The sequence below is a fragment of the Flavobacterium sp. DG1-102-2 genome, assembly GCF_033042555.1.
GTDB lineage: Bacteria > Bacteroidota > Bacteroidia > Flavobacteriales > Flavobacteriaceae > Flavobacterium.
Window position 1 is genome coordinate 36,831 of sequence record NZ_JAWLIK010000013.1, and the last position, 13,966, is coordinate 50,796.

The window sequence follows — 13,966 nt, forward strand, 5'->3', positions numbered from 1 at the left end:
GTGGCTTAATTATTACGACAGGTAGTAATACCTGCCTATATTTCAATTATTGTCTTTTGATAACTTTAATTGTTTTTACTGTGTTACCTGCCGTTACATTTACAATGTAAGCAGCATCAGCAAGCGCAGACATATCTAATTTCACATCCGCACTGTTAGGAGCAAGTGTAATAACCTGCTGGCCTAATAGGTTGAATACTGTAACAGATGTAATATCTGAAGAGTAAGAAATATTCAATACATCTTTAACAGGGTTTGGATAGAAAGTAAATGCTTTTACATCAAATCCTTTATCTCCAAGCACCACGTCTACAGTTACTGCAAGAGCATTAGCACTTTCACAGGTACCTACAGTTTGCGTAGCGTAGTAAGTAGCACCCTGTGTAAGCTGAGTGTCTGCAGCAAGAGGATTAGTTCCTGCAGCAGCATCTGCTTCAGTAGCATACCATGTAACGGTTCCCTGAGCAGTTACAACAATATCTGCAATTGTAGCATCGGCAGCATCAGTTACACTTACCGTTTGAGGAGAATCTCCTGTTGGAGCAGCAATATTTGCAATTGTTATAACAAAAGAGTTTTCGTCAGAACATACAATATCTGTACCTTCTGTAGCATATACATAAAGAGTAGTTGTCTCTTCGATTGCAGTACCAGCCGCAACTTCAGTTCCAAGACCACCAGCTTCAGTAAAGTAAGCACCGCTTGTAAGTACAGGAAGTACATAAGAGTAACATTCGTTAACATCAGCCGGAGCATCTGCAACAACATTGTGTATAACCGCAGTTACGCCAAATCTTGTTAAGCCTTCGCAAGTATCAATTGTTTGAGAAGCGTAGTAAGTAGTACCATTTACAAGTGCGGCATCAGCAGCAACAATATTACCGGCTATAGCAGCATCATACCATGTGATGTTATCGCCAGTAGCTGTAAGCTGTGCAACAGTGGCAGCAGAACAGAATTCCTGCTCGCTATCTCCGGTTGGAGCAGCAGTAACATTTATTGTAGCCGTAACAGCGCCTCTTACAAGACCTTCGCAAGTACCGATAGTTTGAGAAGCATAATAAGTAGTACCGTCAACAAGAGCTTCTGTAGAAGCTAAAGCTGTACCACCTGTAGCATCTGCATACCATTTGATTGATGCATCGTTTGGAAGCAGATCTGCAACAGTAGCTGCATTACAGAATTCCTGAGCAGCAGCATTAATAGGAGCAGCAGCAATAACGTTAACAGTTACAGTTACTAAAGTCCTTGTAAGTCCTTCGCATCCATTTACAGTTTGAGAAGCATAGTAAGAACCTGAAGCAAGAGCATCGGTAGAAGCTAAAGCTGTACCACCTGTCGCAACGCTATACCATTTGATAGAAGCATCGTTAGGAAGAAGTTCTGCCACAGTACCTGCATTACAGAATTCCTGAGTATCATCTGCAACTGTAGGAGCTGCAATAACATTTATAACTGCCGTAAGAGCAGTTCTCGCAACGCTTTCGCATCCGTTTACCGTTTGAGAAGCATAGTATGTAGTATTATTTACAAGAGCAGTAGTAGCCGCTAAAGCAGTACCGCCTGTAGCTGCAGCATACCATTTAATTGCTGTACCTGTAGCAGTAAGACCAGCAACAGTTCCTGAGTTACAAAATTCCTGTGTTGCAGCAGCAACTGTAGGTGCTGCGATTACGGTAACAGTAACATTTACTGTTGCAGAAGAAGTACACCCTATAGCCGTTGTGGCCGTAGCTGTATACGTAAGAGCTCCTGTAGGTTTTACATAAACCGTTAATGCCGGCTGTCCTGTGTAAGCCACAGTTGCAGCAGCATCAGTATAAAGCGATGTTACCGGTGCCCAGGTTACTGCATTAGGAAGACCTGCACCAAATACGATATTAGGCCTCAATGTCGATGCACTGCCTACAGAATAAGTAGCTTCACCGTCAAAACCGGCAACATTACCAGCAACATTGTCTTTAGCCTGAGTATAAACACTGTCAAAAGTTGTAGCAGTTGTTTTAGTTCTCGTACCACTACCATTACCGCCATTACCTGCATTGTGAGCAATTTCAACAACAAGATTACCGCCACTATAATTAAAAGGTGTCGTAAGGGTAAATGCCACAAGACCGGTTGCATTTGCAGTAGGTGTATAAGAAGCATTATAAACTGTTGTAAGACCTGTAGAAGGTACCACTCCCGCAGTCAAGTTATCATTAGCTGTAGCACCTAATTTAATTCTCATATCGTTAAGTTCAAATGCTGATGAAGCAAAAAAGTCAAATGAAAGCGAATTAATTACAGTACCGCTCACTATTCCCTGAGCCTGAAGCTCGGCTGCTGTAAACAAAATTTGCGTTTTAGTACCACCGTAATAAGCACTGAACGGATTAGGATATGAAGTTGTGCTTGGAGCAGTAGTTCCATTTCCGTAAGCAACTGAAGCTGCTGTTAAACCTCCAGACAATGTAAGTGGCTGTGACTGACCTTCACATACTGCAACCGGAGACGAAGAAATAGATGCTGCCGAAGGTATTTGTCCTATTGTAACAGATACTGTTACCGGAGCGGCATTACAAAGCGTTCCTGCAGACTGTGAAGCCTGAAGCGTATACACTGTTGATACAGCTGGATTAAATGTCCATCCTGTTGCAGCATTACCTGCAACACCCGTTGACGGGGTCCATGTAAAGACATCATACGCCCCTGCACCGGTTACTATCGTTACAGGAGCAGTAGACTGGCCTGCACAAACTGCGGCAGGAGTACTTAATGTTAATGCCGGAGGAGCATTTACAGTCGCAACAACAGCTGTTCTTGGAGACCTGCAATATGTCTGCCCTGCAAACATAATATCCGGTCTTTTTACAGCAAGTGTTCCTGTTACAGGATCTACTCCTGTAGAATAAAGTACAGTATTACCTGTTGTTGATGTGTAGTAAGTAACCGCATTGTTTATAAGGTCTGCACCTGCATGAGATACTTCTACAATAATATTAGAAGTTCCGTTCCATACATAAGGCGTAGTCAAGTTGATAACCTGCCATCCTGATGCTGTATGAGTATGCGTAACAGGACCATAAACGGTAGTAAGACCCGAAGCCACAAATGTTGTAGAAGGTATAGTTGCTGTTGCAATAGTACCCATTTTAACAGTATAGTTAGCATTTGTAGCGCCGTCGCCTAAAGTAGTAGTCCTAAATGCCAGAGACGTGATATTGCCGGCAGCAAGGCCTGCAGCGTTAAGGTCGGCAACAGTATAAACAATCTGCATCCTATATGCCGCAAAACGGTTGTTAAATGCTGTAAGAACCTCAACAGGGTCTGTCAAACTTGCACCCGTACCCACTGTTGCAGTACCTGCAAGCGCAGTAGCAGATGTAGCATAGAAAGTAGTTGTAGCATTTACATTAGTTGTTAATGCTGAAGCTGAACCAACAAGGTTACCCCCTGTTGCTGCATCAAACCACTGTATTGCAGAACCTGCACTTGCCGTTGCATTCAAAGTGATATTACCTGCACCGCATCTTGTAGCAGGGGTAGATGCTGTTACAGATCCGTAGTCACAAAGTGTACCAAATGTGCCTGAAAGGCTCCAGTCACTAAAATCAGATCCGCAAGCTGTTCTTACAAAAACATAATATGTAGTTAGAGGAGCTAGTGATGTAACATTTGCAGTTGTACCCGTTACAGCTGTTCCTGCTGCTACCGGTGTAGTATTAGAAGTAGATACTACGTATTGATAACCTGTAGGCACACCCAAAGTAGGTGCATTCCAATTGATTGTAGCGCTATTCTTGGTTATGTTTGTAGTAGCTGTTAATACAGGTTTTTCACAAGATGGGATAGCCTCTACAATTACATTGCTAATATGGAAATCATAACTAGGAGTATCATCAACCGGACCTTCTGTTGCCTGAAAACCTACTTGAACCGTTTGACCGATATAAGACGATGGTATGACTACAATAAAATCAGTAAGCGCATTTGTTAGCGTAGTAGTGTTTGCTGCACTAAAAGTATATAACGGTGTCCATGTAGCACCACAATCTGTAGTGATCATAACAAAAACCTTATCGTCAGTGCCCTGCATACCTGTAGCATTAGCAGTAGCAGCAGTATTATTTGTTATAGCGGCCTTAAATTTAACCCTTGAAGCTGCAGCAATAGCCAATTTAGGGCTAATGATCCATTCATTCTTAGTATTAGAAGTAAGGTTAACTCTTGCAGTAGTCGCTGTAAAAGCAGTCGAACTTGTCCAGCTCGACGTTAAACCTGCAGGATTAGCCGTTGTAGGAGTTGCACCTGCAGCAGTAACAATAGCTGCTTCATACCAACCTGGTACAGCTGTTAAAAGATTGCTTCCGGTAAAACCTGTAAAATTATTAGCTGAAGGAAGTGCAACGGCTGGAGTAACAGCTTTTGTTGCTGAATTTGACCCTGAAGTAGTATTAAAATAAACATCATACGGACCTGATCCACATCTGTTGTATTCAAATACCTTTACATAATATACACCACATCCCAGTCCTCCTACAGTTACTGAAGAACCTGTACCTTCGTATACAAGCTTTTGACCTGTACCAGAATAAGCTGCATTTGGAGTATATGCAGGAATAGCAGTTCCTGAAACAGGATCTGTAATAGGAGAATCACTCACATAAACCAGTCTTCTTGCTCCCGAACCATTAGTCCAAGATGCAGTAAATCCTGTTGCAAAATCACCCGATAGCGTTATACTTGATGATTGTACAGTAGGAGCTCCTATAGGATTTACAGTAGATACAGATGATGTAGCTGTTAATGCACTGTTTGCACACGTTGTTTTTAGTCTGTAACGAATTGCAGTACCTGCAAAAGTTGGTGGACTATAAGAAAGTGTTGTTGCTCCTGAACCACCTACCGCATTAGACCAGGTAGTCCCTCCATCTGTAGATTGTTCCCACTGAAATGTTATTCCGGGAGCAGCAGGATTCGCATTCATTATACTAATTGCCGATGGTGTACCGGTACCGCATATAAACTGATCAGCAAATCCTGCTACACTACCACCTGCAGGTGTGCCCGAACAGGCGACCGCAGGAGTATAAGTAAATCTTAAACCAGACATCACCACAGCTGCTGGAGCACCTGACGTAAAGCGTACAGTAGATGAATTTGACCAAGAACTTGCTGTATCATCCCATGAAGGAGTAAAATCAGGCACGTTTATTGATAAAACCCTGTTATTAAAATCTGTGTTTGCCGATCCTCTTAAACCAACTTGAGGCTGATACCCTGTAGAATTCGCAACTCCGGTGAAAGCTCCATAATTAAAATTAATTACACCCGTAGCTTTATTAATACTAACCTGAAAATCAAGTCTTTCAACGGTTTCCTGATTCCAGCGGGAAGCATTTTTCCATTGAAAAACATAATTAGTACCCGTGTCTTCCCATCTTAGCTCATAGACACCACCTACCGTGCTATTCCTTAAATCCATTCCTAATGGGGAAATAACGCCCGTACCCGTAGTAGAAGAGCTAATTGGAGTTGTTGAATTTGTTGTTGAAGTACCTAATAACAAAGATCCATCAACGCGCATCACGACAGACGTGACTGCAGTTCCATTATACGGAAAACTTGTAGGCAAAGTAATGGCATACGTTTCTGCGTCGTATGCTGTACTACAAGCATTACAGGTAACGAGGGCCGTTCCTCCTGTAATTTCTGTGTACGTATTACCTGTTGATTGCGAGAATGAGTAGCCCGCAACCTGCCCATATCCTGCCGTTATTACGGAGAATAAAAAAGCGATTAGTAAAGTAATTCTCTTCATATAAATGATTAATTAATTAAAAGTTAATAAAAATAAAAAATTTAGTGAAGTCTGTAACACAACACCTATAAAAAGTTATATTTTTACATAAATAGCATGTAATTTTATTTTTTAGTAGTTTAAAACCAATAAAGTGTTGTTTTTTAAACAATATTTAATAAATAGATAAATATTTTATGTTAAATACTGACTACTAAAATGTTGTAATTATTAATAATATTGAATATATAGTATAAAAAAAGCCTCACAAGGAGGCTTTTTGTTATCAATATCACAATATTAAGACATAAGATGCGTTACTTGATACTTTCTACGCCAACCATTTCGTTAGCATCTGCCTTGTAATCAACATTTTCGAAATCAAATCCGAAAAGATTATAGAAATCTTTCCTATATCCTGCTAGATCGCCAATGTCTGAAAGGTTTTCGGTATCGGCCTCTTTCCAAAGTTCCGCCACTTTTGCCTGAACATCATCACGCATTTCCCAGTCATCAATCCTGATCCTGCCTTTATCATCAACAGGAACTTCAGGACCATTATAAAGCCGTTCAGCATATAAACGCTGAATCTGCTCTATAGTACCTTCGTGTATACCCATCTCTTTCATTGTTTTATATAACAATGATATATACAGAGGTATAACCGGAATTGCAGAACTAGCCTGTGTAACTAATGCTTTGTTTACAGAAACATAAGCCTTACCATGAAGGTCTTTCAGTTTATCTGTAATTTCAAATGCAGTTGCTTCAAGGTGGTCTTTAGCGCGGCCGATTGTACCTTTTCTGTATACAGCCTCAGTTAATGATGGGCCAATATAAGAATAAGCAACCGTTAGGGCACCTTCTGCAAGTACACCTGCATCTTTAAGTGCGTCTATCCACATCGCCCAGTCTTCACCTCCCATTACTGTAACCGTGTTGTCAATATCATCACCCTCAGCAGGATTAATAGAAACTTCAGATACTTTACCTGTATGGAAATCTACTGTTTTGTTAGAAAAAGTCTGCCCTATAGGCTTAAGCACAGAGCGGTGCAATACACCTGTATCAGGATGCATACGTACCGGAGATGCAAGGCTGTATATAATAAGGTCAATTTTTCCAAGATCTGCTTTGATAAGATCTATAACTTCATTTTTCACCTCTTTTGAGAATGCATCGCCATTTACACTTTTAGCATAAAGGCCTGCTGCGTGCGCTTCTTTTTCAAAAGCCGCCGAGTTGTACCAGCCAGGAGATGCCGTTTTACCTTCCACAGGAGGTTTTTCAAAGAAAACACCTATTGTAGATGCATTGCTGCCAAAAGCGCTGGTTATTCTTGATGAAAGTCCAAAACCTGTAGAAGCACCTATAACAAGCACTTTCTTAGCACCGTTTATGGCACCTTTAGATTTTACATAGGCAATTTGTTGTTTCACATTTTGCGCTGCGCCATCAGGGTGGGCTGTCAGGCAAATGAATCCTCTCATTCTTGGTTCTATAATCATAACGAAATAATGGAATTACTGTATAAGTGTATTTTGTTTTAAGTACGCAAATATAATCTTTTTAATTAAGGAGTGCCTCGGCGTGCGTGAGTGCAGAGTCTGAAATATCCTTGCCTGACAGCATTTCGGCTATCTCCCTAATCCTTTCGGCGTGAGACAACAGCTTAAGTTCAGACACTGTAGTTTCCCCCTGTGTAGATTTAAACACTTTATAATGCTGGTCGCCTTTGGCAGCGATCTGTGGTAAATGCGTTATTGCCATAACCTGCATGCCGCGGCTCATCACTTTCATGATATCGCCCATTTTATGAGCCACTTCACCCGATACCCCTGTATCTATCTCATCAAATATAATCGTAGGCAGTTTAGAATAGTCGGCCAGCACAGCTTTTACAGCAAGCATGATACGAGACATCTCCCCGCCCGAAGCTACTTTTTTAAGCAGGCCAAAGTCGGTTCCCTTATTACCTGAGAACAACAGGTTGATCTCATCCTTACCTACCGCATGGTAATTTTCGGTAACATTCAATTGAAAATTAAAACGGGCGTTAGGCATGCCTAACTGCGCTAATATAGCAGTGATCTTATCGCTCAATACAGGAATAGCTTTTTCACGTTTTGCATGTATCGCTAAAGCTGTGCTGTCAATTTCGGCTTTTATCTTTTCAGCTTCAATTTCCAGTTTTTCAATAGTATCATCTAATGTACCTGCCATTAACGCCTTGCTGTCTAACGCCTCCTGAATTTCCAAAAGTTCACCCACTGTAGCCACCTGATGTTTCTTTTGGAGCGTATAGATCAATTGTAATTTCTGGTTAACCAGTTCAAGTCTTTGAGGATCATCTGTAACCTTTTCAAGGTTTTCAGACAATTCATCTGTTATATCATCAAACTCTATTATAAGGCTTGATATTCTTTCAGACAATGCAGCATATTCAGCAGAGATACCACTTACCTTTTGCATTGCCACTTTTATTTCTTTTAAATTTTGGAATACGCCAATCTGTTCTTCATTGGCAATTGCCAATGCCTTCCCTACCGACTCTTTTATGAATTCTACATTGCTAAGCTTTTCCAGTTCTGCTTCCATCTCCTCCTGCTCTCCGGCTTTAAGGTTTGCACCAAGCAGTTCCTGAAGTAAAAAAGCATTATAATCCTGTTCTTTACCAAGTGCCTCTTTTTCCTCCTTAGCTTTTTTAAGCTGAGCCAAAACAGATTTATAACCTGAGAATTGTTTTTTATAGATACTTACCAATTCGCCACTTCCGGCCACCGCATCAAGTATCTGCATCTGGTATTGCTCATCTGATAGTTCCCGTGTCTGTTGTTGCGAATGTATATCTAACAGATAGTTACCTAACTCCTGAAGTTCCTGAAGATTTACGGGGCTGTCGTTTACAAAAGCACGTGATTTACCCGAAGGAAGTATTTCCCTCCTTATGATGGTTACGTCTTCGTAATCAAGGTCGTTTTGTTTGAAAAAATCCCGAAGGTGGTAATCTGTAATGTTAAAGTGGGCCTCCACAATACACTTTTGCTCCTTATCCTTAAGAGAGGAAAGGTCGGCGCGGTTACCCTGCACTAGTCCCAGCGCACCTAATAATATAGATTTACCGGCGCCTGTTTCGCCCGTTATGGTAGAAAGCCTGTCAGAAAAATCGATATGCAGATGCTCAATAAGAGCAAAGTTTTTTATGTGTAGTGTTTGCAGCATATGTTAATTACATAATACAATACAAATATAGTATTTAGCAGCAAATAAAAATGCTTATAACAAATTTATAACCCCTATTTGAGTTTTTATATAATCGCTTAAAATAAAAAACCGGCAGCAATAAATGCCGCCGGTACTATATAATGTTTTGTGTAAATTTCTATTTTATCTTATTCCATTTAGCTCCGTTAAGTGGGGACAACCTGCCTAATGTTTCCACCAAGTCGCTTACGTTCATGTTAGGCCCTCCCGAAAAAACAGCAACAATCTCCTCTGACTTCGCATCAAAAAACACCCTTGTAAGTAATGCGTTAGGACGCACGCTCTGCACCTTAGACAAGGTTTTTATTGCAGCAATCACTTTCTCTTTACCACCTTTCTGGTCATCTGCCATAGTATCCATAGCACCTAAATGATAATCATATAAGGCATCCCTAAAAGGAGCAAAAGTACTGGATAAAAGATCGGCGATAAGGAAATACCTGTTTTGGTTACCGCCTTCCTGCTGGCTCCACCCTTTATAACTCTGCCCTGCACCAAGGCTTGCAATATTTTGCGCTACCTGATAATAAGGGGTCCCACTGTTTTTTTCATAAGAATCAGCATCCAGGCCTATGATTATGTTTGCATAGTAGGCAACCATAGCTACAAGGTTTGAGTCAAAGCTGTTTGGGTTATAATACAAACTTTCTCCCTCGTTATACCTAAAATTACAGTCTTTGTCATTAAAGTTAAATATCGGCGAAGAATAGGTAGAATTAAAAATCGGCCTCGAAGACTGTATCTGTAGCGCGGCGGTAAATGCATTGGAATCATACCCTGATACATTGATGATCATAGAGCATTCTATACGCTCGCTGCGATCAAAGTCTCTTGATGTCCAGCGGGTGTTGTTTACAAAATCGTTAAGTGAACGCTCTAGCGTTTTAAAGACCTGCGGGTTTGCATCTGTAATACGATCAAAACTTACCTTTACCGTACAGTTAAGCTCCTGCCCTTTTACAGAAACAGTGAACAGTAACAAAACTACTCCTAACCATTTATACATTGTAATGCGATTTTATCTTATTTATAATATCTTCCGCTACTTCTTCTTTAGATTTAAGATCTAAAGGCTCAAGGTTAAAGTCCTTATCAATAAATGTAACTTTATTGGTAGGCGTACCAAAACCTGCCCCTTCATCATTTAGCGAATTTAAAACTATCAAATCTAAGTTTTTTTTCCTGATCTTCAGCTTTGCATTCTCAATTTCATTTTCCGTTTCCAGTGCAAAACCAATCAGGAACTGATTTTTCTTGATCTGGCCCAGCGAAAACAGTATATCTTTTGTTTTTTCAAGCTCAAGCAAAAATTCGCTGTCACTTTTCTTTATCTTTTGTTCTGCCACAAATTTCGGCTTATAATCTGCAACAGCGGCAGCGGCTATTGCAGTATCAACTCCATCAAAATATGCATGGCAGGCTTTATACATTTCCTCTGAAGAATTCACATGAACTACAGTAACCAGCGAATGCTCAAGCTTTAAATGTGTAGGCCCGGCAACGAGCACTACCTCAGCGCCGGCATCGGCAGCAGCCTTTGCGATGTCAAATCCCATTTTTCCGGTAGAATGATTTCCTATAAAACGCACAGGGTCCAGTGGTTCGTATGTGGGACCGGCAGTAATTAGTATTTTTTTTCCGCGAAGGGGTAATTTAGCTTCAAGATCGGCTTCTAAAAAGGCAATTATGTTTTCAGGCTCAGCCATCCTGCCTTCACCTGAAAGTCCGCTGGCAAGTTCTCCGCTTTCGGCAGGTATCATGATGTTACCGTGAGAGTGCAGCGTTTTAAAACTTGAGAGTGTAGAGGGATGCTTATACATATCCAGATCCATTGCCGGAGCAAAATAAACAGGGCATTTCGCCGATAGATAAGTAGCAAGCAGTAGATTATCTGAATTGCCCGACACCATTTTAGAAAGTGTATTGGCCGTAGCGGGGGCAATTAAAAAGAGGTCGGCCCAGAGTGCCAGGTCAACATGGTTATTCCATACCGCATTTTCATCTTCTTCGTTAAAAAAGGAAGAATGAACCGGGTTTTTTGATAGTGTAGACAATGTAAGCGGCGTTACAAAGTCTTTAGAAGCAGGCGTCATTATAACCTGTACATGAGCGCCTGCTTTCATAAAAAGCCTTACCAGCGAGGCTGTTTTATAGGCGGCTATCCCCCCGGAAATGCCGAGTAAAATTTTCTTCCCGCTTAAAACAGACATCCCTGTAATTATTTGTTTTCTCTTCTGTAAGATATCTTCTCATCTAACCATTCCTGCACCGCTAATGCGTGAGGCTTAGGCAGTTTTTCGTAGAATTTAGAAACTTCGATCTGTTCTTTGTTTTCAAAAATTTCCTCCAGGCTGTCGTTGTAAGTAGCAAACTCCTCAAGCTTCTCGATCAGTTCCTTTTTTATTTCGGTATTGATCTGGTTAGCTCTCCTTGCTATAATGGTAATTGCTTCATACACGTTACCTGTAGGCTCTTCTATTACATTCTTATTGTAAGTAATAGTGTTTACGGGAGCTGTTGTTTTCTTTAAATCCATGACTCGTTTATTTAGAAAATTTTTGTAATTCAGTGTCTATGTTTGCAAGCATCTTATCTGCCTGCGCTTTGTATTTTGTTTCAGGGCTAAACTTTATAAGTGCGTTATAATTTGATTTCGCCGTTTCAAGACGGTCCTGCATCTTATTCTGTACACTGTTTATAGCCAGCTGGTAAGAAGAGTCAAATTTATAATATAAAGCGTCTTCTTTGTACTTTGTACCCGGATAATCCAAAATAAAATTATCAAGTGCCTTTATTGCTGCGTTGTGGTCGCCTGTGTATTCTGATATTGTATTGTATTGTTTAGCGATCTCGTAAGCTTTAAGCTCCAGTTTTTCCCTTAGTTCTTTCACAAGGCTATTTGCTTCTGCCATGTACTGCGAGTTAGGGTAGTTATCTATAAACAGCTGTAGTTTATCGAGAGCCTTATAAGTGTCTACCTGATCAAGTGAATACCTTGGCGACAACATATAATAACTTTTACAAGCCAGGAATGCTGCTTCTTCTGCCTTGTCACTCTTAGGATAAATAGCGGTAAAACTATCAAACTGGTAACCTGCAGTATAATATTGCTTTGTTTTATAAAGCGCGGTAGAATACATGTAAAACATTTTCTGAGCCTGCGGCTTACCTTTATAAGAAGGAGAAATCTGTTCAAAAAGCCTTATGGCTTTTGTATATTTTTCTTTTTCATACAGTTTCTCGGCAACCTCATATTTCTTAGCAATATCGTCATTTTTAAGCGCTTTCTGGTATTCGCTGCACGATGTAAGTGCTAATGCAAAAAAAAGTATATAAAAGTATCTTGTCATATTTGTATTTTAGGCTGTATACAGCCGCTATTTTAGCAACTGCAAATTTAGTTAATAATTAGAGAATACAAAATCTTTTTTTAAGGCCGCCGGATATAAAAAAAGATGCCTTCAACAGGCATCTTCCTAAAACTTAATTATGCGCTTTTTATTGCACGATATTATGTCCGTTTGCGGTAAAATTCTTCATATCGTTGTCAAACATATAAAGACCGCCTTTATCATCTCCTATAAGATCTATTTTATCAAGGATCACTTTAGCTGTAGCTTCTTCCTCTATCTGCTCAGAAACATACCACTGAAGGAAATTATGTGTTGCATAATCTTTTCCTGTAAGTGCAATATCTACAAGTTCGTTGATGCTTGCTGATACTTTTACTTCGTGTTCATATAACTGGCGGAAAAGTGTCCTGAACGATGAGTAATCCAGCCTTGGTTCATCCAATGCCGAAACTACTGCCTCGCCACCGCGCTGGTTTACATATTTCAAAAGCTTCAGCATGTGCTGTCTTTCTTCGTCAGACTGCTTGAACATGAATGCCGATATACCTTCAAACCCTTTAATTTCTGCCCATGACGCCATAGCAAGGTAAATTTGGGAAGACTCTGCTTCCATCCTTATCTGGTCATTAAGCGCTTGTTGCATTTTATCCGATAGCATGGTGTACTGTTTTAAAGTTATCTATACAAATTAACGGATTTTTTTTACAAAGTCACCCAGCCTGCCTGCTAAATCTTCGTTAACAGGAACAAGCGGAAGCCTCACCACATCCTCGCAAAGCCCTAAGTGTTTGAAAACCGATTTTATTCCCGCAGGGTTACCCTGTTCGAATATCATGTCGATAGAATCGGCTAAAAGGTAATGCAGTTTATACGCATCATCAACTTTTTTCTCAAGACCAAGGCGAACCATATCTGAAAACTCCCTTGGAAAGCCTTCGCCGATAACAGAGATCACTCCTGCCCCACCGGCAAGAACCATAGGAAGCGTAACCATATCATCTCCCGATATTACCAGGAAACCTTCCGGAGCACACTGAATAAGTTTCATTGCCTGTACGATATCGCCCGCAGCTTCTTTAATTGCCACAACGTTAGCAAAATCGTTTGCCAGGCGGATAACCGTTGCCGGAAGCATATTGCTTGCTGTACGGCCCGGTACATTATATAATATTACAGGTATAGGTGAAGCATCTGCCACAGCTTTAAAGTGCTGGTAGATTCCTTCCTGCGTAGGTTTATTATAATAAGGAGATACAGAAAGTATCGCTGCAAATGCAGAAAGATCTCTTGTTTTAAGCTCTTCCACAACCTCAGCGGTATTATTGCCTCCCACCCCAAGCACTACAGGCAGTTTGCCTGCGTTTGCCTTTAACACGGTCTTTATAACAAGTTCCTTTTCATCTTTAGTCAGGGTAGCTGCTTCTGCTGTAGTACCTAATACTACAAGATATTCAATGCCACCAGCTATCTGATAACCGACTATTCTTTCCAGTGCCTCAACGTCTACTGAAAAGTCTTTTTTAAAGGGAGTAATGAGCGCAACGCCCGTACCTTTTAATGACTGCAT

General features: G+C 40.6%; 9 protein-coding genes. All 9 read right to left on the bottom strand.

Going from position 1 to position 13,966, the window contains the following annotated elements:
* Positions 1–46: 46 nt before the first annotated feature.
* Complete coding sequence (locus R1T16_RS16140; protein WP_317502164.1) at positions 47–5,803, bottom strand: T9SS type A sorting domain-containing protein; 5,757 nt, start codon at positions 5,801–5,803, stop codon at positions 47–49.
* Positions 5,804–6,099: 296 nt separating this feature from the next.
* Positions 6,100–7,290 carry an enoyl-ACP reductase FabV gene (gene fabV, locus R1T16_RS16145; protein WP_317502165.1) on the bottom strand — a complete coding sequence of 397 codons (1,191 nt, stop codon included), beginning with the start codon at positions 7,288–7,290 and terminating at the stop codon, positions 6,100–6,102.
* A gap of 61 nt (positions 7,291–7,351) precedes the next feature.
* Complete coding sequence (gene recN / locus R1T16_RS16150; protein WP_317502166.1) at positions 7,352–9,004, bottom strand: DNA repair protein RecN; 1,653 nt, start codon at positions 9,002–9,004, stop codon at positions 7,352–7,354.
* Positions 9,005–9,164: 160 nt separating this feature from the next.
* Complete coding sequence (locus R1T16_RS16155; protein ID WP_317502167.1) at positions 9,165–10,052, bottom strand: DUF4835 family protein; 888 nt, start codon at positions 10,050–10,052, stop codon at positions 9,165–9,167.
* The gene (gene coaBC / locus R1T16_RS16160; protein WP_317502168.1) at positions 10,045–11,256 is read right to left on the bottom strand and encodes a bifunctional phosphopantothenoylcysteine decarboxylase/phosphopantothenate--cysteine ligase CoaBC; all 1,212 of its coding nucleotides are present in this window, start codon (positions 11,254–11,256) and stop codon (positions 10,045–10,047) included. The genes R1T16_RS16155 and coaBC overlap by 8 nt, the downstream gene beginning before the upstream one ends.
* Before the next feature lie 8 nt (positions 11,257–11,264).
* On the bottom strand, positions 11,265–11,582 hold the full coding sequence (locus tag R1T16_RS16165) for a DNA-directed RNA polymerase subunit omega (protein ID WP_317502169.1): 318 nt from the start codon (positions 11,580–11,582) through the stop codon (positions 11,265–11,267).
* A 7-nt stretch (positions 11,583–11,589) separates the two neighbouring features.
* On the bottom strand, positions 11,590–12,396 hold the full coding sequence (locus tag R1T16_RS16170) for an outer membrane protein assembly factor BamD (RefSeq protein WP_317502170.1): 807 nt from the start codon (positions 12,394–12,396) through the stop codon (positions 11,590–11,592).
* A 148-nt stretch (positions 12,397–12,544) separates the two neighbouring features.
* A complete protein-coding gene (locus R1T16_RS16175) occupies positions 12,545–13,057 on the bottom strand; it encodes a ferritin (RefSeq protein ID WP_317502171.1) in 513 nt (170 codons plus the stop codon).
* Positions 13,058–13,087: 30 nt separating this feature from the next.
* Positions 13,088–13,966 (bottom strand): 4-hydroxy-tetrahydrodipicolinate synthase, encoded by an 879-nt coding sequence (gene dapA, locus R1T16_RS16180; protein ID WP_317502172.1) that lies wholly within the window; start codon positions 13,964–13,966, stop codon positions 13,088–13,090.